Source organism: Streptomyces sp. NBC_01233, from assembly GCF_035989305.1.
In the GTDB taxonomy this organism is placed as follows: Bacteria; Actinomycetota; Actinomycetes; order Streptomycetales; family Streptomycetaceae; genus Streptomyces.
The window spans coordinates 9,200,466-9,224,640 of the sequence record NZ_CP108514.1 but is presented as its reverse complement, the minus strand read 5'-3'; the positions used below and the strand labels follow the sequence as shown (position 1 = coordinate 9,224,640).

20 protein-coding genes are annotated in these 24,175 nt (G+C 75.1%); 16 read left to right on the top strand and 4 right to left on the bottom strand.

The genetic code is table 11. The annotated features are described in order from the left end of the window. Window positions 1-35: 35 nt before the first annotated feature. Window positions 36-4,925 (top strand): DNA repair ATPase, encoded by a 4,890-nt coding sequence (locus OG332_RS42715; RefSeq protein WP_327418484.1) that lies wholly within the window; start codon window positions 36-38, stop codon window positions 4,923-4,925. Between the two features lie 89 nt (window positions 4,926-5,014). Further along, a complete protein-coding gene (locus OG332_RS42710) occupies window positions 5,015-5,344 on the top strand; it encodes a TfoX/Sxy family protein (protein WP_327418483.1) in 330 nt (109 codons plus the stop codon). Between the two features lie 9 nt (window positions 5,345-5,353). Here OG332_RS42710 and OG332_RS42705 read toward each other — a convergent pair whose 3' ends face one another. After that, a complete protein-coding gene (locus OG332_RS42705; protein WP_327418482.1) occupies window positions 5,354-5,485 on the bottom strand; it encodes a hypothetical protein in 132 nt (43 codons plus the stop codon). Between the two features lie 111 nt (window positions 5,486-5,596). On the opposite strand from OG332_RS42705, the gene OG332_RS42700 reads away from it, so the two are divergent. Continuing rightward, complete coding sequence (locus OG332_RS42700) at window positions 5,597-6,172, top strand: dihydrofolate reductase family protein (RefSeq protein WP_327418481.1); 576 nt, start codon at window positions 5,597-5,599, stop codon at window positions 6,170-6,172. 262 nt (window positions 6,173-6,434) lie between these two features. Here the strand turns inward: OG332_RS42700 and OG332_RS42695 are convergent, their stop codons facing one another. Further along, window positions 6,435-6,569: a hypothetical protein gene (locus OG332_RS42695; RefSeq protein ID WP_327418480.1), complete on the bottom strand. Its 135-nt coding sequence runs from the start codon at window positions 6,567-6,569 to the stop codon at window positions 6,435-6,437. Between the two features lie 428 nt (window positions 6,570-6,997). Here OG332_RS42695 and OG332_RS42690 point away from each other — a divergent pair, with 428 nt between their 5' ends. Next, window positions 6,998-7,192: a hypothetical protein gene (locus OG332_RS42690; protein ID WP_327418479.1), complete on the top strand. Its 195-nt coding sequence runs from the start codon at window positions 6,998-7,000 to the stop codon at window positions 7,190-7,192. Here the strand turns inward: OG332_RS42690 and OG332_RS42685 are convergent. Both OG332_RS42685 and OG332_RS42680 read right to left on the bottom strand, forming a co-directional pair. Further along, window positions 7,176-10,541 (bottom strand): AfsR/SARP family transcriptional regulator, encoded by a 3,366-nt coding sequence (locus tag OG332_RS42685; protein ID WP_327418478.1) that lies wholly within the window; start codon window positions 10,539-10,541, stop codon window positions 7,176-7,178. The two genes, OG332_RS42690 and OG332_RS42685, sit on opposite strands and share 17 nt — an antisense overlap. 172 nt (window positions 10,542-10,713) lie before the next feature. Further along, complete coding sequence (locus tag OG332_RS42680) at window positions 10,714-11,691, bottom strand: helix-turn-helix transcriptional regulator (protein ID WP_327418477.1); 978 nt, start codon at window positions 11,689-11,691, stop codon at window positions 10,714-10,716. 262 nt (window positions 11,692-11,953) lie between these two features. Here OG332_RS42680 and OG332_RS42675 point away from each other — a divergent pair, with 262 nt between their 5' ends. From OG332_RS42675 to OG332_RS42620, 12 genes are all read left to right on the top strand, one after another. After that, window positions 11,954-12,169: a hypothetical protein gene (locus OG332_RS42675; protein WP_327418476.1), complete on the top strand. Its 216-nt coding sequence runs from the start codon at window positions 11,954-11,956 to the stop codon at window positions 12,167-12,169. Between the two features lie 9 nt (window positions 12,170-12,178). After that, entirely contained in the window at window positions 12,179-12,493 is a 315-nt protein-coding gene (locus OG332_RS42670; protein WP_327418475.1) for a hypothetical protein, read from the top strand. 11 nt (window positions 12,494-12,504) lie between these two features. Beyond that, complete coding sequence (locus OG332_RS42665) at window positions 12,505-12,717, top strand: MbtH family protein (protein ID WP_030157721.1); 213 nt, start codon at window positions 12,505-12,507, stop codon at window positions 12,715-12,717. Window positions 12,718-12,721: 4 nt separating this feature from the next. Continuing rightward, the gene (gene ddaH, locus OG332_RS42660; RefSeq protein ID WP_327418474.1) at window positions 12,722-13,570 is read left to right on the top strand and encodes a dimethylargininase; all 849 of its coding nucleotides are present in this window, start codon (window positions 12,722-12,724) and stop codon (window positions 13,568-13,570) included. After that, window positions 13,567-14,673 (top strand): TauD/TfdA family dioxygenase, encoded by a 1,107-nt coding sequence (locus tag OG332_RS42655; protein WP_327418473.1) that lies wholly within the window; start codon window positions 13,567-13,569, stop codon window positions 14,671-14,673. The genes ddaH and OG332_RS42655 overlap by 4 nt, the downstream gene beginning before the upstream one ends. After that, window positions 14,666-16,456: a non-ribosomal peptide synthetase gene (locus OG332_RS42650; protein WP_327418472.1), complete on the top strand. Its 1,791-nt coding sequence runs from the start codon at window positions 14,666-14,668 to the stop codon at window positions 16,454-16,456. The genes OG332_RS42655 and OG332_RS42650 overlap by 8 nt, the downstream gene beginning before the upstream one ends. Further along, on the top strand, window positions 16,453-17,271 hold the full coding sequence (locus OG332_RS42645) for a thioesterase II family protein (protein ID WP_327418471.1): 819 nt from the start codon (window positions 16,453-16,455) through the stop codon (window positions 17,269-17,271). Before OG332_RS42650 ends, OG332_RS42645 begins: the two co-directional genes overlap by 4 nt. Beyond that, window positions 17,268-18,350: a 4-hydroxyphenylpyruvate dioxygenase gene (gene hppD / locus OG332_RS42640; protein ID WP_327418470.1), complete on the top strand. Its 1,083-nt coding sequence runs from the start codon at window positions 17,268-17,270 to the stop codon at window positions 18,348-18,350. The genes OG332_RS42645 and hppD overlap by 4 nt, the downstream gene beginning before the upstream one ends. After that, window positions 18,347-19,453 carry an alpha-hydroxy acid oxidase gene (locus OG332_RS42635; protein WP_442816301.1) on the top strand — a complete coding sequence of 369 codons (1,107 nt, stop codon included), beginning with the start codon at window positions 18,347-18,349 and terminating at the stop codon, window positions 19,451-19,453. Before hppD ends, OG332_RS42635 begins: the two co-directional genes overlap by 4 nt. Beyond that, window positions 19,450-20,760: an aminotransferase-like domain-containing protein gene (locus tag OG332_RS42630; RefSeq protein WP_327418469.1), complete on the top strand. Its 1,311-nt coding sequence runs from the start codon at window positions 19,450-19,452 to the stop codon at window positions 20,758-20,760. The genes OG332_RS42635 and OG332_RS42630 overlap by 4 nt, the downstream gene beginning before the upstream one ends. 61 nt (window positions 20,761-20,821) lie before the next feature. Then, window positions 20,822-22,348 (top strand): AMP-binding protein, encoded by a 1,527-nt coding sequence (locus OG332_RS42625; RefSeq protein WP_327418468.1) that lies wholly within the window; start codon window positions 20,822-20,824, stop codon window positions 22,346-22,348. A gap of 58 nt (window positions 22,349-22,406) precedes the next feature. Further along, complete coding sequence (locus OG332_RS42620; protein ID WP_327418467.1) at window positions 22,407-24,134, top strand: condensation domain-containing protein; 1,728 nt, start codon at window positions 22,407-22,409, stop codon at window positions 24,132-24,134. Window positions 24,135-24,175 lie beyond the last annotated feature (41 nt).

Here is a 24,175-nt window from a genome sequence, read left to right as displayed (position 1 = left end):
CGAAGACCCCGTACGCAGCCGCAGGGAGCCACATCATGACCAGCACGTCCTCCGTGGACGCGGGCACCTACGAGGTGCTGCGCGACCGGCTCGCCGCGCAGGCCGGTGAGCTGGCTCGGCGGGCCGAGGCGCTCAACACCCGCCGTGCCGGGGAGTTCGGCTCCACCGGGCTGACCCTCGCAGCCACCGAGCGCATCCGCACCGAGCACACCTGCACCCCGCGCGACATCGTGGCCGTCGGGGACCGCCTGCTCTTCGGCTACCACGCTTCCCTCCCCGGCCTGAAGCCCGAGACCGACGTGGCCGATGTCTTCGCCCTGCACGGCCGCGACCTGGAGCGACTGCCCGAGGGCGCCGTACCCGGCCTGCTCGACGACCCCGGCTTCCTCCGGGAGTTCGCCGCCCTCCACCGCTACTACCGTGCGACCCGCCTGCTCCAGCTCCGCCTCGTCGACGGGAAGCTGCTGGCCGTCTTCCGGACCGGCGAGACGGGCGAGGACATCCGGGTCCTGCGCTGGGTCCTGGAGGACGACGGGTCGGCGACGTTCCTGGACGGCCGGGGCGAGCGCGATCACGTCCTTCCGCCCTCCCATGACTTCGAGTGGACGGCGACGACCCGCGAGGACCACGTCCTGGGCCGCCACCCGCACGCGTCCGTCGGCGGCGAGGTCTTCGTCGCCACGGTCGGCGGCACGCTCACCGTCAAGACCGAGGACGACACCGAGACGGGCGGGGGGATCCACTCCGAGCCCGTCGACGAACCCCTCCAGTCCCTCGCCGACGCGGACATCGAGTACGCGCGCGTCGGGCCGCTGGTCCTGCTGCGCGTGCGCCCGTACAAGGAGGAAGCCCGGCGCCACCTGGTCTTCAATACCGTGACCAGGACCGTCGTACGCCTCGACGGCATCGGCCGGGCCGCCCGTCGGCTGCCCGAGGACCAGGGAATCGTGTTCCCCGGCGGCTACTGCCTGGCCTCCGGCGTCTCCAAGACCTTCGACACCCCCACCGAAGGGCTGGAGTACGAGCGGACGGTGCGCTCCCCCAACGGCGAGGACGTGCTGTACGCCTTCCACGCCCGGTCGGAGGGCCGCAGCCTGCTGCTCCCGTACAACGTCATCCGCAAGGAGATCGCCGCCCCCATCTCCTGCAACGGCCACGCCCTCTTCGAGGACGGCGGGCTGCTGGTGCTGCGCGCGGACTCCGACGAGCCCGCCCGGGTGCACCCGGTCCAGCGCTGGAGTTCCCCGTACGTCTCCGACACCTACGCCGCGTCCCGGCCCGTCGGCACCGGCGCGCTGGCCCGCGTCGGGAACGCCGACCTCGTCCGCGGCATCTCGGACTGCCTCTCCGTCGCCGCCACGGCTTCCGGGACCAACCAGACCACCGCCGGGTACGAGACCCTCGTCGCCGCCTGCCTCCGGGCCGCCGACCAGTACCACTGGCTGGAGGACCCCGACCTCGGGGACCTGCTCACGCCCCTGGGCGAGGTCCGTGCCACCGCCGAACAGGTGCTGGCCGAGTTCGAGACCGTACAGGCCCTGACCCGGCAGGCCGCCGACGCGCTGACCGGGGCAGCGGAACGGACCGCCTCGCTCGTACGGCGCCTGCGCGGCGAGGCGCCCCGCAGCACCGGCGACTGGGTGGACCGCCTGACCGAACTGCGCCGCGCCCACGGGCACCTCCTCACCCTCAAGGAGCTGCGGTACGCGGACACGGACCGCATCGACGAGCTGGCCGCCGAGACCGAGGCGGACATCGCCTCCTTCGCCGGCCGGGCCGTGGCCTTCCTCGCGCGCGAGGACGCCTTCGCCACCTACCACGAGGAGACCGGCCGGCTCACCGCCGAGGCCGCCGCGATCGCCACCACCGCCGAGGCGGCTCCGCTCGCCGCACTCCTCGACGGGCAGAGCGAAAGCCTGGAAACCGTCACCGAGGTCGTCGCCGGACTCGACATCGCAGACGCCACCGTCCGCACGTCGATTCTGGAGCGGATCGCCGAGGTCCTCGGCGGCGTCAACCGGGCCCGCGCCACCCTCGACGCCCGCCGCCGGGAACTGCGCGCGCACGAGGGGCGGGCCGAGTTCGCCGCCGAGACCGCCCTGCTGGGCCAGGCGGTCACCGGGGCGCTCGCCGTCGCGGACAGCCCGCAGGGGTGCGACGAGCAGTTGTCCCGGCTCCTGCTGCGGCTGGAGGACCTGGAGTCGCGGTTCGCGGAGAGCGACGGTTTCCTCGCCGAACTGGCGGCCAAGCGCACCGAGGTCCACGACGCATTCTCCGCCCGCAAGCAGACCCTGCAGGACGCCCGGGCCCGGCGCGCCGAGCAGCTGGCCGACTCCGCCGCCCGGGTCCTGGAGACCGTCGCCCGCCGGGCGGCCACCCTCGCCGACACCGACGCCGTCAGTACCTTCTTCGCCTCCGACCCGATGGTCGCCAAGGTCCGCCGCACGGCCGATGAACTGCGGGAACTGGGCGAGGGGACCCGCGCCGAAGAGCTCGACGGCCGGATCAAGGCCGCGCGGCAGGAGGCCGGCCGCGCACTGCGCGACCGCACCGAGCTCTACGCGGACGGCGGCAGGACGATCCGGCTCGGCCGCCACCGCTTCGCGGTCAACACCCAGCCGCTGGACCTCACCCTGGTCCCGCAGGGCGACACCCTGGCCTTCGCCCTCACCGGCACCGACTACCGCTCCCCGGTCACCGATCCGGAGTTCGCGGCCACGCGCGCCTACTGGAGTCAGTCACTGCCCTCCGAGAACGCCGATGTCTACCGCGCCGAGTACCTCGCCGCACGCCTGCTGACCGAGCACGGACCGGCCGCCCTCGCCGGAGCCGACCTCCCGGCCCTCGTCCGGCGCGCCGCCGAAGCCGCGTACGACGAAGGCTACGAGCGCGGGGTCCACGACCACGACGCCACCGCCATCCTGACCGTCCTGCTGCGCCTGCACGAATCGGCGGGCCTGCTGCGCTACCCGCCCGCGGCCCGCGCCGAGGCCCAGCTGTTCTGGGCCCACCGGACGACCGCCGAGGAGCGCGCCACCTGGACCCGTCGTGCCACCTCACTCGCCCGTATCCGGGACGCGTTCGGAGCACCGCCCGCGATCGCCGAGTTCCGGGCCGAACTGGCGGCCGCCATCGAAGGCCCCGACGGCACCCTTGCCGCCGAGTACCTCTTCGAGGAACTGGCCGGCGGCCGGGGCGGCTTCGTCACGAGCACGGGCGCCCGCACTCTGCTGGAGAAGTTCCGCCGCGCCGTCGGCACATCCGCCTTCGACGAAGACCTCGCCGCACTGCCCGCCCTGGCTGACCGGCGCCAGCTCGCCGAGGCCTGGCTCACCTCGTACGCCGCCGCGACCGGAGAACCCCTCGCCCCCGGGGACCTCGCCGAGGCCGTGGCCGTCGAGCTCTGCCCGCACCTCGACCGCTACGAGTCGGACGCCCCCTTGACCGGGACCGCCGACGGCCTCCTCGGCCGCCACCCACGCATCACCGGCCGGTCCCTCACCCTACGGATCGACGAACTCCTCGCTCGTACGAGGATGTTCTCCACCGCAGCCATGCCCGGCTTCCGCGACTACCAGCGCCGACGCACGGCTCTGGTCACCACCGAACGCGCACGGCTCCGACTGGACGACTACCGGCCCAAAGTCATGTCCTCCTTCGTCCGGGGCCGCCTCCTCGACGAGGTGTTCCTGCCCCTCATCGGCGACAACCTCGCCAAACAGCTCGGCACCACGGGCGAGACCAAGCGCACCGACAGCAACGGCCTCCTGCTGCTCATCTCCCCGCCCGGCTACGGCAAGACGACCCTCCTGGAGTACGTGGCCGACCGCCTCGGCCTGGTCCTGGTCAAAGTGGACGGCCCGGCGCTCGGACACACGGTCACCTCGCTCGACCCGGCCGAAGCGCCGAACGCCACCGCCCGCCGAGAAGTCGAGAAGATCAACTTTGCGCTGGAGGCCGGCGGCAACACCCTGCTGTACCTCGACGACATCCAGCACACCTCGCCGGAACTGCTCCAGAAGTTCATCTCACTGTGCGACGCCACCCGCCGCATGGAAGGCGTCTGGAACGGTGAGGCACGCACCTACGACCTGCGCGGCAAGCGGTTCGCCGTCTGTATGGCCGGCAACCCGTACACCGAGTCCGGCCACCGCTTCCGCATCCCCGACATGCTCGCCAACCGCGCCGACGTCTGGAACCTCGGCGACGTCCTGACCGGCAAGGAGGCGGCCTTCGCCACCAGCTTCGTAGAGAACGCCCTCACCTCCAACCCGATCCTCGCCCCCCTCGCCGGCCGCGACCGCGCCGACCTCGACCTGCTGCTGCGCCTCGCTACCGCAGACCCGACGGCCCGCGCCGACCGACTGGCCCACCCGTACGCCCCGGCGGAGCTGGAGAGGGTGCTCGCCGTGCTGCGGCACCTGCTGACCGCACGGGACACCGTCCTCGCGGTGAACGCCGCCTACATCGCCTCCGCCGCCCAGAGCGAGGAAGCCCGCACCGAGCCGCCCTTCCTGCTCCAGGACTCGTACCGCAACATGAACAAGATCGCCGCCCGGATCGATCCCGTCATGAACGACGCCGAGCTGGCCGCGGTGATCGAGGACCACTACACCGGCGAGGCCCAGACCCTCACCACCGGCGCCGAGGCCAACCTCCTCAAGCTCGCCGACCTCCGCTCCGTCCTCACACCGGAGCAGTCCGCACGCTGGACCGCGATCAAGAGCGTCTACGTACGCGCGCAGACCCTCGGCGGCCCCGACGGCGACCCGCTCACCCGCGCGGTCGCCGCCCTCGGCCTGCTGGCGGACCGCATCGCCTGTGTCGAGTCCGCCATCACCCGCGCCACCGACCCCCGCCACGCCCTCGCCAATCCGGCGGCACGGCACGCGGCCCCTCAGCGGCAGAGGACGGAGAGGGGCTGACCGCTCGCCTCGACGCTCACATTCGCGTGGCGGCATCCCGGTGACGGGCCCGGCGTGCGGGCGACCGCTCGGCGCAGGACAGTGAATCCGTGACGTACGACGAAGGGCTGGCCCAGCGGATCCGCGAGCGGCTCGGTGATCGGCCCGACCTCACCGAGAAGCGGATGTTCGGCGGACTCACCTTCCTGCTGCACGGCAATATGACGGTGGGCGTGGCCGGCGACGAGCTCATCGCCCGCGTGGGCCCCGAGGGAACCGAGCGGGCCCTCGCCCGCCCCGAGGCGCGCCCCATGGACTTCACCGGGCGTCCGATGCGGGGCTGGGTGACGGTGAGCGGCCCCGCCCTGGCGGAGGATGCCGTGCTGGACCACTGGATCACGACGGCCACGGCTTTCGCCGCCACGCTTCCGCCCAAGTGAGGCCGGCGTTCAGCGGCGCGTTTCCAGGAGCGCCTTGAGGGCTGCCAGGTCCTTGCGCTGCGCGCGGCGCATGGCCGCCGCCATCGCGGCGGCGCCGATCGAGGCGAACCCGCTGGGCTCTCCCCGGTTGCGGAGGGTCATGCGCCTTCTTCGGCTAGGGCGGGGAGATCTGAGGCCGTCCTGCGAGCCGTGACGAGTCCTGCGGCGTCAGGCGGCCGTAGGGTCGAATCCTGTACCCGAGGAGGACTTCTGATGCGCAGCGTGACCTACTCGATGAATGTTTCCCTTGACGGCTACATCGTCGGGCCGGACGGCGGCTTCGACTGGACGACGCCCGACGAGCAGGTCTTCCGCTTCTGGATCGACGAGATCCGAGAGGTCGGCGTCCACCTGATGGGACGACGGCTCTACGAGACGATGCTGTACTGGGAGACCGCCGACCAGGATCCATCGCTCGGCGACCCCGAGCTGGAGTGGACCTCGCTCTGGAAGCCGCTCCCGAAGGTGGTGTTCTCCACGACGCTGTCGACGGTGCAGGGCAATGCCCGCCTGGCCTCCGGCGGCCTGGCGGAGGAGATCGAGCGGTTGCGAGCCGAGTCGGAGGAGGGCGACATCGCGATCGGCGGCGCGACCCTCGCCGCCGAGGCGGCCGCGCTGGATCTGATCGACGAGTACCAGGCCGTGGTCTACCCGGTACTGGTCGGCGGTGGCATTCCGTTCTTTCCCCGGAACGAGCGCCAGGTGGATCTCGAACTCGTCGAGACCCGCACCTTCGGCTCGAAAGTCGTCTACCTCCGCTACCGCGTGGCGCGCCAGGCCGCCCTCTAGAAGCCGCCGACGCGCTGGACGGGCCGTCCGGGAGAGTCGCCAGCGGCCGTCCGGGTCGTGAGCCCCACTTGGAGCCGGGCTTTGCAGTCCTCACAGTCGCAGGCCGGAGGCCGTTCCTCCAGCCGTTCCCCGGCGTGTGCGGTGGCCGGCTTGATCGCCAGGCTCCGGGATCGTGCAGCGGGTCCCGGAGCCGGCCGATACGCACAGTTCGCCCGTGATGAATCAGGCAGGTCCACCGGCAGCGCGGGCCCACTTGCCGCGATCACGTCCCCGGGTCGGTGATCTTGACGTACGTCGTCCTGTACCCGGGCAGCGCATCAGGGCTCCCTTCGAGGAGTTGCCCGAACCGGGCCGGTGGAACCTGACCGGACTGCAGGGTGCCGTAGGAGAACAGCAAGTGAGGGGCGTGCTCGGGCGTCGCGTGAACCTTCTGGCATCTGGGAGCAGTGCCGGGCTTCGAACCATGGGCTGGACGTGGTCACCTGCCACCCGTCAGGTCCGCGGGGCCGCGGCCGCGTCGATCCGGGGCCTCGCGTGGGGGGACACCGTAGAGGAACTTCGGCCGTGAGCCCCTCCTCGCACTCTGCCATCGCCCCGGCGCCCTCCTCGCGGTCGCTGCCCCGGCGGCACCGCTCTGGCGAAGGCGCGAGGTGGCCGGAGATCCATCCGCCGTACATCCGGACTTCATGATTCCGCCGCCGCTGCAGGAGGCGGCCGCCGGCGTATATGAAACGTAGATGGACGGCTGCGAGTCTCCTCGGCAGAACCGCCCGCAAGCCAGCCAGGGGCCGCACACGGCACCTGGACCAACAGACAGGATCCACCGTGCCGCACATCCGCACGTCCGTCACGCGCCGTCTGGCCCTCCTCGTCCCCGCCGCGCTCGTCGCGCTGCTCGCCGTCGGTGCCACCGCCGGCGCCCCCGTCCTCACCGCGGACCGCGCCACGAGCGTCTCGGCCGACGACGCCACCGGGCCCCGCCCGCGCTCGGACCACAACGAGTTCAACAGCCGGGCCTGACCGCCACGCCCGTTTCCAGCAGGGTGCGGGCCTCCTCGGCCTCCGGGAGGCCCGCCCGCTCGAACACCTCCAGCGCCTCGCCCGCGTGCCTCAGCCCCTCCTCGCGCCGGCCCGCCGCCAGGCAGACCCCGGCGTGGATGAGCAGGGCATAGCCGCGGTCCCGGCCCCGGCCCGGCACCGTGCGCAGATGGGCCACGGCCCGGGCGGAGGCCTCCAGCGCCTCCCGGGTCCGGCGGAGGTCGCTCAGCGTCCGGGCGCAGCGGTAGTCGGCCTGCGCGCGCTGGCCCGGGATCCGGACCGCGTCGCACAGGTCGAGGCACTCCTCGTACGCGGCCAGCGCCTCCTCCAGCCGGCCGAGCTCGTGCAGGGCCTGCCCGCGCACGCACAGCGCGTGGGCGACCCCGTGGTGGTCGCCCATCTCCCGCAGCGCCTCCAGGGCCTCCTCGCACGCGGGCAGCGCCTCGGCCGCCCGGCCGCCGCGGACGCGGGCCAGGGCGGCGTTGAGGGTGATCGTCAGGGCGCCCGAGCGGTGGCCCTGCTCCCGCGCCAGGACGAGCGCCTCGTCGAAGCACTCGGCCGCCTCGCCGAAGCGGTGCTCGAACTGGGCGATCACGCCGAGGTCGTTGTACGCCTGCTGCAGGATCGCCCGGTCGCCCGCCCGGCGGCACGCCCGCACGGCCAGCTCGGAGGCGGCGCGGGCCCGGCCCAGATCGGTGGCCTGGAGCGCCGCGTTCCCGGTGAGGAAGTGGGCGCGCCCGGCCGCGCGGTCGTTGCCGCGCAGCGTCGCGGCCCGGGCCAGTTCGGCGGCGGTCGCGGTGATCCGCGCGTACGGGATGTCCTGCCCGAACGAGCTGAGCGCGACCAGCAGGTCGGCGGCCATCGTCAGCTGCTCCGTGTCCGCGGCGTCCGGCCGCCGCACCACGAGCTGGACGGCGTGCAGCGCGCAGTCGAACTCCGCGACGACCCAGTCGCGGGCCTCGGTCAGGTCCGCGAGCCGTCCCTCCCCCGGTTCGGCGGCCGCCGCGACGATCGAGCGGTGCACCGGGTCCCCGGGGATCATCCACTGGAAAGCCTCGGCCGCCATGCCCAGCAGGTGGTGCAGGAGGCGGTGCTGCACCGGCGGGCCGGGCTCACCGGCCGGGGCGGGCAGGTTGAGCGCGAAGTCCCGGCCCAGCTCGTGGTGGCGGTAGCGGCCCGGCTCCGGTGATTCGAGCAGGGCGGCGTCCACCAGGGCTTCGAGCAGCTCCTCGGCCTCCGGCTCGGCCAGGTCCAGGGCGGCGGCCGCCGCGGCGAGCCCGATGCCGGGCCGGGAGACGGGGGCGAGCCGGCGGAACACGCTCGCCTGGGGCCCGGTCAGCTGGCGGTGGCCCAGCTCGAAGACGGCGGCGACGGCCAGGTCGTCGGCCCGCAGTTCGGTCAGCCGGCGCCGCTCGTCGGCGAGGCGGGCCACCAGGTGCGCGACGGTCCATCCGGGCCGGGCGGCGAGGCGGGCGGCGACGATGCGGACCGCCAGCGGCAGCCGGGCACAGGCCTCGACCAGCGCGGCCGCTGCCTCCTCCTCCCGGTCCACCCGGTCGGCGCCGACGATCTGGCACAGCAGCCCGAGCGCCTCCGCCGGGGTGAACTCCGCGAGCTGGACGTGGCGTCCCGACAGCAGCCCGCCCAGGCGGGCCCGGCTGGTGACGACCACGGCGCAGCCCGCGGCGCCCGGGAGCAGCGGTTTGACCTGGGCGGTGTCCCGGGCGTCGTCGAGCAGCAGGAGCAGCCGGCGGCCGTCCAGGACGGTACGGAAGAGCCGGGCGCGGTCCTCCGTCGAGGGCGGCACCTCACGGCGGGGCACGCCGAGGGCGCCGAGCAGGCTGGCCAGGACGGTGCCGGGGTCGGCGGGTTCGCTGCCGGTGCCGCGGAGGTCGGCGTAGAGCTGGCCGTCGGGGTAGGCGTCCTTGACGTGGTGCGCGACCCGCAGGGCCAGGGCGCTCTTGCCGATGCCGCCCATCCCGCTCACGGCGGCGACGGCCAGGGCGGTGCGGGCCGGGTCGCTCAGGACGCCGGTGAGGGCGGCGAGTTCGGCGGCACGGCCGCTGAAGTCGGCGATGTCGGCCGGGAGCTGGGCGGGCCGGACGTACCCGGCCGCGGCCGCGCCCTGCCCCTGCGCGAGGTCAGGCGCTACGGCAGCCCCGGACACCGCGGCCCGGGCCCCGTCCTGCATCCCGGCATGGTCGGCTCCCGGGTCCCCGACCCGCGGAGCCCCGAAGGCCTCGGGAACCGTGGGGACCCCGGTGGCTGCCGCGGCCCCGGGCCCGTGCGCCCCCGCCACAGCGGTCCCCGGCACCCCGGCCGGACCGATGCCGTACGCCCCCGCCGGCCCGGCGGCGGGCGCTCCCGCGAACCCGGCCGGTGCCCCGGCAGCCCCGGCGGACGCCGCCGGGAACCCCTCGGGTCCCGCGGGCGCGCCGCCGGAAGCCGGTGCGCCGCCCGGGGCGACACCGTGCGCTCCTGCGGGTGCCGTCGGCGCGGCGCCGGAGGGCGCGGCCGGGAGCCGTGCGGGCGGCTTGTCCTCGCGGCCGGGGGCCGGGGATGCGGGGGCGGGGAGGAGGGCCGGGTCGCCCGACAGGATGCGGGCGTGCAGGAAGCGGAGGTCCGGGCCCGGGTCCAGGCCGAGTTCGTCGGCCAGCACCTCGCGGGCCCGGCCGAAGACGGCGAGGGCGTCGCCCTGCCGCCCCGCGGCGTACAGCGCGCGCATCAGGAGCCCGTACGGGCGCTCCCGCAGCGGCTCCTCGCGGATGAGGGCGGTGAGCTCGGGGACGGCCCGCTCGTGCCGCCCGAGCAGCAGGTCCACCCCGAGGCGCTCCTCCAGCAGGTGCAGCCGCAGCTCCGCCAAGCGCGAGCGCTGGCTCTCGGCGAACGGCCCCGGCACCCCGGCCAGTGGCTCGCCCCGCCACAGGGACCCGGCCTCGGCCAGGGCTTCGGCGCAGACCTCCAACTCCCCGGCCGCGTGGGCGCGCGCGGCCTTCGCGGCCAGCTCCTCGGCCCGTACGGCGTCGACCGAGCCCGGCGGCACCGCGAGCCGGTAGCCGTCGTTCGCGGACTCCAGGATCTGGGCCCCGGTCTTCCCGGACTCCCCGCCCTCCAGCAGCTTCCGCAGCCGCCAGACGTAGGTCCGCAGGATCATCACCGCGGAGCCCGGGGCGGACTCCCCCCAGACCGCGGCGGTCAGTTCGTGCAGCGGCACGACATGGCCCGCGCGGAGCACCAGGACCGCGAGGGTAGCCTGCTGCTGCGGCGGTCCACCGGTCAGCACCGGTCCCCCGTGGGACACGCCCACGGATCCGAGCACGAAGAATTTCACGAGTTCCCCCTGTGCGCGCGCACAGCTCCACACGGCGGTTGGTCCCCAGTTGTCCTGGCCCGCCGATGTACGGAGCGTCATCCTAAGCGGTTCATATGACCATGCCGTCGGAATGGGTCGCGGCGGCGGCCCGGCCAGGCCCGCGCGGCAGAGGGGAGGGACCGCGTCCGGGTCACACCCATCCGAGGCGGGCCGCGCGCAGCCCCGCCTCGAACCGGCTGCGGGCGCCCAGCCGTTCGATCAGCGAGGCCATGATCCGCCGGGCGGTGCGGGCCGAGATGTGCAGCTGTCCGGCGGCGGATTCGTCGGTGTGGCCCTCGGCCAGCAGGCCCAGCAGGGAGCGCTCCTGCTCAGTGGGTACGTACACCGCCTCCGACGGATCCGCGCCCAGCGGTACGGCCGCGCCCCACTCCCGCTCGAAGAGCGCGACCAGCGGGGCGATCATGCCGGGCGCGGAGAGGAACAGCGCGCCCTGGCGGCTGTCCGCCGGGTCGATGGGAACGAGGCCGTGGGTCCGGTCGACCAGCACCATCCGGGTCGTCAGCGCGGCGACCGTACGGAAGGCCCCGCCGCCCGCGAGCAGCGCCCGGCTGTAACGCAGGGTGCCCGGATCCTCCCGTACGAGGTCCAGCCCGATGGTGCGGATGGCGACGCCGCGGCCGAGCACGAGGGCGTCGTTGCGTTCGGCGGCCTCCAGCGCGGCCGCGGACTGGGGACCGCCCGGCATGAAGGTCAGCACCTCGGTCCTGGCCTCCAGCGCCAGGCGCTCCAACCGCCGCTGCACGGCGTCGAGTCCGGCCAGCCGCTCGACGCCCTCGGCCGGGCGGCCGCCGGAGCCGGCGCCCGCGAGGATCCGGACCAGAGCCTGCTGGTGGCCCGCGGCCTGGCGGTGCCGGCGCACCAGTTCCTCGTGCTGCTGGTCCAAGAGCCGCTGCATCCCGAGGACCGGGTCGACGACGGTGAAGCGGCCGGGCGTCTCGAAGGACGCCTGGACCAGGCGCAGCGCGAAAAGCCGGTCGAGGCAGTCGCGGACCCGGTCGGGCTCCACCCCGAGCCGGGCGGCAAGTTCGACCAGGACCAGTTCGGGCCGGGCCAGCACCTCCTCGTACACCGTCTGGTCGAGCTCCTCCAGGTCGAGCGTCACGGACATCGGTTCCCCTCTTCGCATGCGGTCGCCCCCGTCGATCTGCGAGCAGCCTGCCTGCCGGAGATCTACATGACATAAACACGCCCTCTACGCGCGTCAACGTGGCTCCGGTCGGCTGCCGGCGGGGGCCCGGCCGGGGGCGGCTGTCCCAAAGCGTCCTGGCCGCTTCCGCCACCCCCGAACCCGTTCCACCAGGTCAACACCTTGGCCAGGATGGAGGTGTGCCGCTCGGCACCCCTTCCCCACTCCCGATGAGGGCACCTCCATGACTTCTCGCGTCCACACCGCCGTCCGTCCGGTCCGCACCGCTGCCGTGGCCGTCGCCGCGGCCGTCGCCGCGGCCGTCGCCATCGCCGCGCTCGCGCTCACCGCCGGCGGGCCGTCCGGTGCGGACACGGCCGGGGCCGCCACCGTCCGAGCGGCCTCGGCGCCCCTCCCGGCCGCCCCGGGCGCGGTCACGTACGGCCTCATCTGGGACTGACTCGGGCGCGTGGAGCTGACCCTCGTCTCTCTCGTCCCGCCCGCGCCCGGCCCCGGTCCCGCGGACGACGGCCGCCTGCTCCGCCTGCTCTGGGGCGCGGCCCGCCCGGGGGAGCGACTGGAGCACATCAGCGTGCGGAGCGGTCCGCACGGCGTGGACCTCGGACTCTTCACCGTGGCCACGCCCGGGACGACCGCCGCGGAGGCCGCCCTGGCCATCTGCCGCCGCGTGCTCGCGCCTCCCTCCCCCTTCCACGGCTGGCACCTCGCCACCGAATCCACCAGCCTCGCGCGACCCGGCGCGATCCCCACCACCACGACGTGACAGGAGCACCCGTGACCAACCCCTTCGAGGACGACGAAGCCACCTACTTCGTCCTCGTCAACCAGGAGAACCAGCACTCCCTGTGGCCCGCCTCGATCGAGGTGCCCGCCGGCTGGACGGCCACCCACGGCCCGGCCGGTCGCCAGGACTGCCTGGACCACATCGAGAAGACCTGGACCGATCTGCGTCCGGCCGGTCTGGTCGCCGCCCTCGGGGAGGTCTGAGCCGATGACCGTCCAGCGCACCGCCCGTCCCCGGCACTACCTGATGTGCCGCCCGTCCCACTTCACCGTCGACTACCGCATCAACCCCTGGATGGACCCGGCCAAGCCGACCGACACCGACCTGGCCGTCCTGCAGTGGGAGCGGCTGTACGCCCTCTACCAGGAGCTCGGGCACACGGTCGACCTGATCGACCCGGTTCCGGGGCTGCCCGACATGGTCTACTCGGCCAACGGTGCCACCGTGCTCGGCGACCGCGTCCTGATGGCCCGTTTCCGCCACCCCGAGCGCGCCGCCGAAGCCCCCGCCTACCAGGCCTGGTTCGAGGCCAACGGCTACGCCGAGGTGGTCGCCCCGGAGCACGTCAACGAGGGCGAGGGCGACTACCTGGTCGCCGGGTCCCGGATCCTGGCGGGCACCGGCTTCCGCACCGACCCGGCCTCGCACGCCGAGGCCGAACGGGTGCTCGGCGCCCCGGTGGTGGGCCTGACCCTGGTCGACCCGCGCTTCTACCACCTGGACACCGCCCTCGCCGTGCTCGACGACGACGAGATCATGTACTTCCCCGGTGCCTTCTCGGCCGAGTCGCAGGCGGTGCTGCGCGAGCTGTACCCGGACGCGCTGCTGGCCACGAAGGAGGACGCCGAGGTCTTCGGGCTGAACGCGCTCTCCGACGGGCGGAACGTCCTGCTCGCCGAGGCCGCCCGCGGGCTCGCGGACCGGCTTGCCGAGCGCGGTTTCACGCCGATCGGCGTCGACCTGTCCGAACTGTTCAAGGGCGGCGGCAGCGTCAAGTGCTGCACCCTGGAGCTCCGTCACGCCGCGCAGGCGCCGGCCGCGGGCGGTGCCGCATGAGCCCGCACCCGACCACCCCCGCAGCGGCCACCGCCGCCGAGGCCACCGCCGCCGAGGCCGTCCCCTTCGCGGGCGTCCCCTTCGCGGGCGTCCTCGACTGGCTCACCGAGCCCGGCGCCCCGGCCACCGTCCGCGCCCCCGAGCTGGCCGACGCGGCCGCCGCGCGGGACTGGGTCGCCGAGCACCGCGCCGAACTGCGCGCCGGACTCGACCGGTTCGGCGCCGTGTACGTGAGCGGGCTGCCGGTCCGCAGCGTCGACGACTTCGCCGTCGTCCGTGACGAGCTGGTCCGCCGGGCCACGCCGTACCGCGAGAAGGCCACCCCCCGCAGCGACTTCGGCTCCGGCGTCTTCTCCTCCACCGACCTGCCCGCCGCGCAGGCGATCCGCCCGCACAACGAGAACAGCTACACGCTGACCTTCCCCGGCCTGCTGCTCTTCGGCTGCCTGACCGCCCCCGAGGAGGGCGGCGCGACCCCCGTCACCGACTGCCGCGAGGTGCTGCGCTCGCTCCCCGCCGCTCTGGTCGAGCGGATGCGCGCCTCCGGCTGGGTCCTGACCCGCACCTACTCGGAGACCCTCTCGGTCGCCTGGCAGTCCGCCTTCGGTGCCACCACCCGCGAGGAGGTCGAGGCGTACTGCGCCGAGAACGCCATCGCCTGCGCCTGGGACGAAGAGGGCACGCTGCGCACCAGCCAGGTGCGGCCGGGCATCGTCCGCCACCCGCGGACCGGCGACGAAGTCTGGTTCAACCACATGGCGTTCTGGAACCGCTTCTCGCTGGACGAGGAGCTGCGCGAGGTCCTGCTGGACGAACTCGGCCCCGGGGGGCTGCCCTTCGACACGGGTCTCGGTGACGGCGTCCCGCTGACGGAGGCGGACCTGGCGGCCGTCAACGCCGCCTACGAGCGGGCCACCGTGCGCCGCGCCTGGCAGCCGGGGGACCTGCTGATCGTCGACAACGTCCTGACCGCGCACGGCCGCGACCCCTTCCGCGGCGACCGGCGGATCGTCGTCGCCATGGGCGACCCGGTCGCGGTGGCGGACTGCGCCCCGACCGTCGCACCCCGCGCCGGAACCGTGGCGGCGGTGTCCCGTGGCTGAGTCGGCGAACCTGGTGGAGCGGTTCCTGGAGACCGCGCGGACCTTCCCCGGCCGGGCAGCGGTGCACGCCGCGGACGGTGCCCTGACCTTCGAGGAGCTGGCCGGGCGCACGGCCCGGCTGGCGGCGGCGCTGCGCGCGCTCGGTGTCCGCCCGGGCGACCGGGTCGGTGTGAGCCTGCCCCGGGGCACGGGCTGGGCCGTGGCCCCGCTGGCGGTGTGGCGGGCCGGTGCGGCCTATGTCCCGCTGGACCCTGCGTACCCCGGGGAGCGGCTCGCGCACATCGCGGCCGACGCCGGGCTGCGTGCGGTGGTCGCGCGGGCGGGGGCCGCGGCCGAGTGGGCCGAGGGCCTGCCGGTCCTGGACCCGGACACGGCCGCCCCGCACACGGCGCCCCTGGACACGGCGGCGCCTGCCGCACAGGCCGACGCGGAGCCGTCCGGCCGTGCCGGGCACCCGGCCACCGCGGCCTACGTCATCCACACCTCGGGCTCCAGCGGACTACCCAAGGGCGTGGAGGTCACTCACGCCGGCGTCGCCGCCCTCGTCGCGGGCCTGGAAGAGCGGGGCGTCTACCCGTCCGGCCACCGCGTGGTCGCCTGGAACGCCAGCCTGTCCTTCGACGCGTCCGTGCAGCAGTGGGTCCGCGTGTGCCGCGGCGACACTCTGGTCGTCCTGGACGACGAGGACCGTACGGACCCGGCCCGGCTGGACGCGCTGTTCGACGCGTACGGCGTGACCGACCTCGACTGCACCCCCTCGCACTGGCAGCTGACCGGTCCGCGGCTGCGGCCCGGGCGTCCGCTGCGGCTGCTGCTGGGCGGCGAGCCGGTGCCGGCAGCGATGTGGCGGGCGCTGGCCGAGGACCCGGCCGTGGAGGCCTGGAACCTGTACGGCCCGACCGAGTGCACCGTCGACGCCACCGCGACCCGGATCACCGGGGCCGCCCCACGCCTGGGCGAGCCGCTGGCCGGGGTCCGCGCCCAGGTCCTCGACGAGGGGCTGCGGCCGGCCGCCACGGGCGAGCTCTACCTGGCCGGTCCGGGCGTGGCCGTCGGCTACGTCGGCCGGCCCGGGCTGACCGCCTCGCGGTTCGTCGCGGACCCCTTCGCCACCGACGGCAGCCGGATGTACCGCACGGGCGACCTGGTGCGCTGGCGGGCCGACTCCGGTCTGGAGTTCCTGCGCCGCACCGACCGGCAGCTCAAGGTCCGCGGCTTCCGGGTGGAGCCGGGCGAGCTGGAGGACCGGCTGCGCGGCCACCCGGCGGTGGAGGCGGCCGTCGCCGTGGCCCGGACCGGGCCGGACGGCGACACCCTCCTCGCGGCGTACTGCGTACTGGCTCCCGGGGCCCGGGTGACCGACGCGGAGCTGAGCCGGCACTGCGGGGCCGCGCTGCCCGCGTACTTCGTCCCGTCCGTCTTCGTCACGGTCGACGCGCTCCCGCTGACGCCGAACGGCAAGGTGGACACCGAGGCGCTGCCGCCGCTGCCGACGGCCCCCGCAACCGGGCCGGAGTCCTCCGGACGCGCCCCCGAGGGCCCGCTGGAGGAGCTGATCGCGACCGTGTGGGCCGAGGTCCTCGGCCGGGACGGCGTCGACGCGGAGGCGAACTTCTTCGCCCTCGGCGGCCATTCGCTGCTGGCGCTGCGCGTGGTGTCCCGGCTGAAGAAGAACGCCGGGATCGCGCTGCGGACCAAGGACGTCTACCGCTTCCCCGTCCTCGCGGACCTGGCCCGGCACGCGCAGTCGGTGCACGCCCTGGCCGCCGGGGAGGTCTCGTGAGCCTCCTCGACACCACCGCGGTGCGTCTGAAGGAGACCGGGGAGGGCGCGCCCACTCTGGTCTGCCTCGCCTTCTGCGGCGGGGGCACCGCCACCTTCCACGACTGGATCCCGGCCCTGCCGGACGGCGTCGGCCTGGTGGCCGTCTGCTATCCGGGGCGCGAGGGGCGGTTCGCCGAGGAGTTCGCCCGGACCTGGGACGAGCTCGCGACGGACGCCGCCGCGGGGGTCGCGGCGGTGGCCGGGCAGGGCCCGTACGTCCTGTTCGGGCACAGCATGGGCGGCTGGATGGCCTTCGACGTCACCGTGCGGCTCGCCGCGGCGGGCGCGCCCCCGCCGCGCGCCCTGGTCGTCTCCGCCTGCAACGCCCCGGACCGCGGGGTCACCGACCGGGACCGGTTCCTGGCCCAGGGACAGCGCGACGACGAGCTGCTCGGCTGGATGAGCACCCACGGCCTGCTGCCCGAGCACGTCCTCGAAGAGCCCGAGCTGACCGAGATGGCCGTGGAGCTGATGCGGGCCGACCTGGCCGCCCGGGACACCTTCACCCACACCCCCGGTGCCCGGACCGGCGTCCCGCTCCAGGTCTTCTCCGGGGACGCGGACCCGGTCATCGGCGAGGACGTGGGTCCGCGCTGGGCGGCGCTGACCGACGGCCCGTTCCGCCACGACGTCCTGCCCGGCGGCCACTTCTACACCCCGGAGGTGTGGCGGGGCCTGCCCGCCCGGATCACCTCTCTGACGACCGGGGCCGCAGCGGCCCCCGCCCCCGCCCTCTCCGAATCCGCCGCCCCGCGAGGGACGGCGGCCCCATGACGAACGGCAGTTCCATGACCTTCACCCCCGCCTTCGGCATCAGCCACGTCGAGTCCTACGTCGCCGACCTCGCGTCGGCGGCGGCCGAGATGACCGGCCGCTTCGGTTTCCGTGCGGTCGCCCGCGCCGCGTCCGCCGACGCGGAGTCCCTGCTCCTGCGCCAGGGCCGGATCTCCCTCGTCCTCACCCAGGCCCGCTCGCCGCACCACCCGGGCGCCGCCTACGTCCTGGCCCACGGCGACGGCGTCGCCGACATCGCGCTGAGCGTGCCCGACGTGGCCGCCGTCTTCGACGAGGCGGTCTCCCGCGGCGCGGTCCCCCTGGCCGTGCCGCGCCGGGACCCCGACGGCCGCACCCGGGCCATGATCGCCGGGTTCGGCGACGTCGTGCACACCCTCGTCGAGCCGGACCCGGCCGGGCTGCCCCCGGGCTTCACCCCGCTGCCGGACGCCACCGCACCCGACGCGGACGGCGAACTCCTGGAGGAGCTGGACCACTTCGCGGTCTGCCTGCCCGCCGGACAGCTCGCCCGGACCGTGGAGTTCTACACCCGCGTCCTCGGCTTCCGCATGATCTTCCAGGAGCTCATCCGGGTCGGCGCGCAGGCCATGAACTCCAAGGTGGTGCAGAGCGCCTCCGGCGAGGTCACCCTGACCCTGATCGAGCCCGACACCTCCCGCGAGCCGGGGCAGATCGACCGGTTCCTCGCCGAGCACGGCGGCGCGGGCGTCCAGCACATCGCCTTCGCCTCCCGGAACGTCGTCCGGGCGGTCGGGGCGCTGCGCGAGCGCGGCGTGGAGTTCCTGAGCGTCCCCGACACCTACTACACGATGCTCGCGGACCGGCTCGACCTGGCCCGGCACTCCACGCAGGAGCTCCAGCGCATCAGCGTCCTGGTCGACGAGGACCACGACGGGCAGCTCTTCCAGATCTTCACCCGCTCCACCCACCCGCGCCGCACCCTCTTCCACGAGGTGATCGAGCGGTTCGGCGCCCGCACCTTCGGCAACGGCAACATCAAGGCCCTCTACGAGGCCGTCGAGGCCGAGCGGCTGGGCGCCGGAGAGGTCCTGCGGTGAGCGCCGGTCACGACACCGCACCGGTCCCGGTCCGGCTGGAGGACTTCGCCGGTCCCGCCCGCCGGGCCCTGCCCCCGGAGGTCTGGGACTTCATCGCGGGCGGCAGCGGCGAGGAGCTGACCCTGGCCGCCAACCGGGCCGCCCTGGACCGGATCCGCCTCGTCCCCCGCGTCCTGTCGGGTCCCGGGGCCCTCGACACCTCGGCCGAACTCCCGGGCGGCCGGGCGGCCCTGCCCGTGGCGGTCGCGCCGATGGCCTACCAGCGGCTGCTCCACCCCGAGGGCGAGCTGGCCACGGCCCGCGCCGCGGCGGCCGCCGGGGTGCCGTTCACCCTGAGCACGCTGAGCAGCGTGCCGGTGGAGGAGGTCACGGCGCTGGGCGGGGTCACCTGGTTCCAGCTGTACTGCCAGCGGGACCCGGGGCTCACCGCCGAGCTGGTGCGGCGCGCCGAGGACGCGGGCTGCGCCGCGGTGATGGTCACGGTCGACGTCCCCTCGATGGGCCGGCGCCTGCGCGACCTGCGCAACGGCTTCGCCCTGCCGGCGGGCGTGGCGGCCGCGCACCTGGACCCTGCCACGACCCGCCGGGCCGCCGAGCGCCGGGCCGGGACGTGCGCGGTGGCGGAGCACACCGCCGAGTCCTTCGCCCGCGCCCTGGGCTGGGACGACCTGGCCCGGCTGCGGGAGCAGACGAAACTGCCTCTGATCGTCAAGGGGATCCTCGATCCGGGTGACGCCGCGACCGCGACCGCGGCCGGTGCGGACGCCGTCGTCGTCTCCAACCACGGCGGCCGCCAGCTCGACGGCGCTGTCGCCAGCGCGGACATGCTGCCCGCGGTCCGGGAGGCGGTCCCGCCGTCCTGCCGGCTGCTGCTGGACAGCGGGATCCGCGGCGGGACCGACGTCCTGAAGGCCCTGGCGCTCGGCGCGGACGGGGTGCTGCTGGGCCGCCCCGTCCTGTGGGGCCTGGCCGCGGACGGCACGGAGGGCGTGTCCCGGGTACTGGGGCTGCTGGCGGCCGAACTGCGCTCCGCCCTGGAGCTGTCGGGCTGCGGCACCCCCGCCGACGCACCCTGGCTGACGACGCTGGGGGCGGGCCGGTGACCCTCACGGCCGTGGCCCTGGACCGGGCCGATCTGCACGCGTCCCTCGCGGACCCGGCGCTGCTGTCCATGACCTTCCTCAACGAGATCGCGGGACGGTTCCCCGAGGCGGTCTCCTTCGCCCCCGGGCGGCCGACGGAGGACTTCTTCGACTCGTCCGACCTGCACCGCTACCTCGACACGTACATCCACCACCTCACCGCGGACAAGGGCTACGACGAGGCCGGGGTGCGGCGGGAGCTGTTCCAGTACGGCCGCACCAAGGGCGTCGTGCACGAGCTGATCGCCCGTCACCTCGAACGGGACGAGGGCATCGTCTGCGACCCGGAGGCCGTCCTGGTCACGGTGGGCGCGCAGGAGGCGCTGTGGCTCGTGCTGCGCGCCCTGAAGGCCGGCCCGCGCGACGTGGTGCTGGCCCTGGACCCGACGTACGTCGGGCTGACGGGCGCGGCCCGGCTGCTGGACCTCCCGGTGCGGTCGGTGCCCGAGGGCCCCCGCGGGGTGCGTCCGGAGCAGGTGCGCGAGCGGATCCGCGAGGTCCGCGCGGCCGGGGAGCGGCCCCGGGCGCTGTACCTGGTGCCGGACTTCTCCAACCCGAGCGGCCACTCCCTGGGTACGGGGACGCGCCGGGAGCTGCTGGAGGTCGCGGAGCAGGAGGACGTGCTGCTGCTGGAGGACAACCCGTACGGGTACTTCCGGGTGGCGGACGGCTCCCGGCCGCCGACGCTGAAGGCCCTCGACACCGGGCAACGGGTCGTCTACCTGGGCTCGCTGGCCAAGACCTGCTTCCCCGGCGCCCGGGTGGGCTTCGCCGTCGCAGACCAGCGGGTCACGGGGGCGGGCGGCCCGGCGCTGCTGGCCGACGAGCTGGCCCGGGCCAAGAGCATGCTGACCGTCAACACCTCGCCGGTCACGCAGGCGCTGGTCGGCGGCATGCTGCTGGAGCACGGCGGCAGCCTGCTGGAGGCCAACCGCCGCCAGATCGACGTCTACCGGCGCAACCTGCGCTGTCTGCTCCAGGGGCTGCACCGGCGGTTCGCCCGGGTGCCCGGGATCCGGTGGATCACCCCCGCGGGCGGCTTCTTCGTCGTGCTCGACGTGCCGTTCCCGGTGACCGACGCCCTGGTCGAGGAGGCCGCCGTCCGGCACGGGGTGCTCTTCACGCCGATGCGCCACTTCAGCGACCAGGAGCGGGCCGGGCGCCAACTGCGGCTGTCGTGCAGCTCCTTGGACCCCGACCGGATCGAGGACGGGCTCGACCGGCTGGCGGCGCTGATCGACGAGCACGGCGCGGCACCGCATGACTGAGCCCGTCGCCCCGCCCGCACCCCTCCCCCCTCTCCTCGCACCACCCCCAGAAAGGACGTCCATGCACACCGACGACGCGCGCGGACCGCGGCATTCGCTCGTCCGGCCCCTGATCCGTGCCGTCCGGCGCGACCCCGCGGCGGTGGCCGTCGTCGACGGCGGCGTCGCCCGCACGTACGGCGAACTCGACCGGCTGTCCGCCGAGATCGCGGGCGGGCTCGCCGCCCGCGGCCTGGGACCGGACGACGTGGTCGCCGTCCACGGCGAACGGTCCTGGGAGCGCTGCGCCGCGGTGCTCGGCGCCTGGCGGGCCGGCCTGGGCGTGGTCTGCGTCGACCCGGGCATGCCCGCGCCGCGGGCCGCGCGGATCGCCCGGCTCTGCGCCCTGCTGGTCCGTCCCGGCCACACCGCGCCGACCGGGCTCGGCCCCGCCGAGGTCGCCTTCGGCGAGCTGCGCGGCGCCCCGCTGGAGGAGCTGCGCGAGGGGACCGTCGGGTACGTCATCCCCACTTCCGGATCGACCGGTGAGCCCAAGTCGGTGGCCGTTCCCCCGTCGGTGCTGGCCGCGCTCGGCGACTGGCACGTGCGGCACTGGGCCCACGACCGCCCGCCGCACACCCTCCAGGCGGCCTCGATCGGCTTCGACGTGGGCTACGAGGAGATCGTCACCACCTGGCTGGCCGGGGCCGCGCTGGTCGTGGTCTCCGACGAGGAACGCCAGGACCCGTTCGCGCTGATGGACCTGATCCGCGAACAGCGCGTCGCCCGGCTGTTCCTGCCGGTGGTGGGGCTGCACGCGCTGGCCACGGCCGCCGTGTTCGAACCGGACGCGATGCCCGACCTGCGGGAGATCGCGGTCGCGGGCGAGCGCCTCGTCGTCAACTCCGAGGTGCGGGAGTTCTGCGCGGCCGCCGGGGTCGCCCTGGTCAACGAGTACGGGCCCAGCGAGACCCACGTGGTCACGCAGTACCGGCTGGACCCGCGGGAGGCCGCGTCCTGGCCCGAGCACCCGCCGATCGGCGGTGCCGTCGCCGGGGCGGAGCTGCTGCGCGAGGCGGACGGCGTGCTGCGGCCGTTCTCAGCGGGCGAGGAGGCGGAGCTGGTCGTCGGCGGGGGCAGTGTCGGCCTCGGCTATCTGGGCGACCCGGAGCTGACCGCGGCCCGCTTCCGGACCCTGCCCCACCGCGACGGGACCCCGCGCCGTACGTACGCCACGGGGGACGTCGTCCGGTTCGACGGGGCGGACTTCCACTTCGTGGCCCGGGCCGACGACCAGCTCAAGGTGAGCGGGTACCGGGTCGAGCCCGGCGAGGTCGAGGCGGTCCTGGGCGCGGTCCCGGGGGTCCGCCGGGCCGTGGTGGTGACGGTGGAGGTCGCGGGCTCGCGCCGGCTCGCAGCCGTGTGGACCCGGACGGGGGCGGACGGCCCCGGGCCCGTGGAGCTGGCCGCGGCGTGCGCAGCGCACCTGCCCGCGTACATGGTGCCCCGGCACTTCCGGCCCGTGGAGGACCTGCCGGTGACCGCCAACGGAAAGGTCGACCGGGCCGCCCTGCGGGCGCTGTTCGCCCCGGCCCGCACCGCCGTCTGACCAGCACGCGCAGGCCCGTGGAGGCCCGCGGCGAACGAGAACGAGAACGAGGAAGACTATGAGGGGAATCGACGTGACCGAGGCGGAGCGGATCCTGTGCGGTGTCCTGGCGGACCTGTTCGGAATCCCGGAGGTCGGCCCGCAGGACGGCTTCGTCCGGCTCGGCGGTGACAGCATCATCGCCGTGCAGGTGGTCGGCGCGGCCCGCCGCGCCGGGCTGCGCATCACCGTCCGGGACGTGCTGGCCCTGCCGGACATGGCGGCCCTGGCCGCCGCCGCCCGGCCGCTGGCCCGGTCCGCCCGGTCGGGTGCTGACGACGGGGTCGGGCCGGTCCGGCCGACGCCGGTGATGCACTGGCTCGACGAGCGCGGCGGGCCCGCCGACCGCTACTACCAGTACCTGGTGGTGCGGACCCCGGCCGGGCTGACCGGGCAGAGCGCGGCCGAGGTGCTCCAGGCGGTCCTGGACCGGCACGACATGCTGCGCGTGGTCCGGGACGGCTCCGGCTGGCGGACCCGCCCGGCCGGTCCGGTGCGCGCCGCGGAGTGCCTGCGCCGGGTGGCGACGGAGGGCCGCGAGGCCACCGCCGAGGAGGTCGGGCGGGAGGTGCACGCGGCCCGCGACCGGCTCTCGGTGGGCGGCGGGGTGATCGTGCAGGCCGTCTGGTTCGACGCCGGGGCCGGGCTGCCCGGGGCGCTGGCCCTGGTGGTCAACCACGTGGTCGTGGACGGGATCTCCTGGCGGGTGCTGACCGGCGACCTCACCCGGGCCTGGGAGGCGGTCGCCGCCGGACGGGCCCCCGCCGGCGCCCTCGACCCGGTGGCCACCTCGTTCCGCCGCTGGTCCGAGCTGCTCACCGCGGAGGCGGCCGGGGAGCGGACCGCGGCCGAAGCCCCGTACTGGAGCGGTGTGGTGCGGCCGGGTGCGGGCATCGCGGGCCGCCGCCCGCTGGACCCGGCCCGCGACCACGAGGACCGCGCCGGGCACCTCGCCCTGAGCCTGCCCGCGGCGACGGCCGGGCCGCTGCTGACGTCGGTGGCCGACCGGCTGGGCGCCGACGCCAACGAGGTGCTGCTGACCGGGCTCTCCCTGGCCCTGGCCCGGTGGCGGCCCTGCGGCCCGGAGGTCCTGGTGGAGCTGGAGGGCCACGGCCGGGAGGACATCGGCGCCGAGGCCGACCTCTCCCGTACCGTCGGCTGGTTCACCACCCTCTTCCCCACCCGCTTCGCCCTGGACGGCCTGGACGCGGCGGACGCCGAGGACGGCGGCCCCACCGCCGGTGAGGCACTGCGGCGGGTCCGGGAGCAGCTGCGGGCGATCCCGCGCAAGGGCCTCGGGTACGGCCTGCTGCGCCACCTCGACCCGGTCGTCGGCAAGGAGCTCGCCGCGGCGGAGCCCGCGGGCCTCGGTTTCAACTACCTGGGCCGGCTGGGCGGTCCGGGCGGCGGCGACTGGCAGCTGCTGCCCGCCCACGGGGCCCGGCTCGACGCCCCCGGCCCGGGCATGCCGATGGCACACGCCGTCGAGGTGAACGCCTTCGTCCTGGAGTCGGCGGACGGACCCGTCCTGCACGCCGACTGGGCCTGGGCCGACGGCGTCCACGACGAGGCGGAGGTCCGGGCGCTGGCCGAGGGCTGGTTCCGGATGCTCGGCGCCCTCGTCGTCCACGCCGACCGCACCGGCCCCGCGGTCCCGTCCACCGTCCCGCCCGCCTCCGGCCTGACGCTCGACGCGATCGGCCAGGACGAACTGGACGACCTCGCGGCCTCCCTCGGCCTCCTCTGACCCCGACCGGACCGCACCCCCGCCCCGCCGCCGCTCTCCGA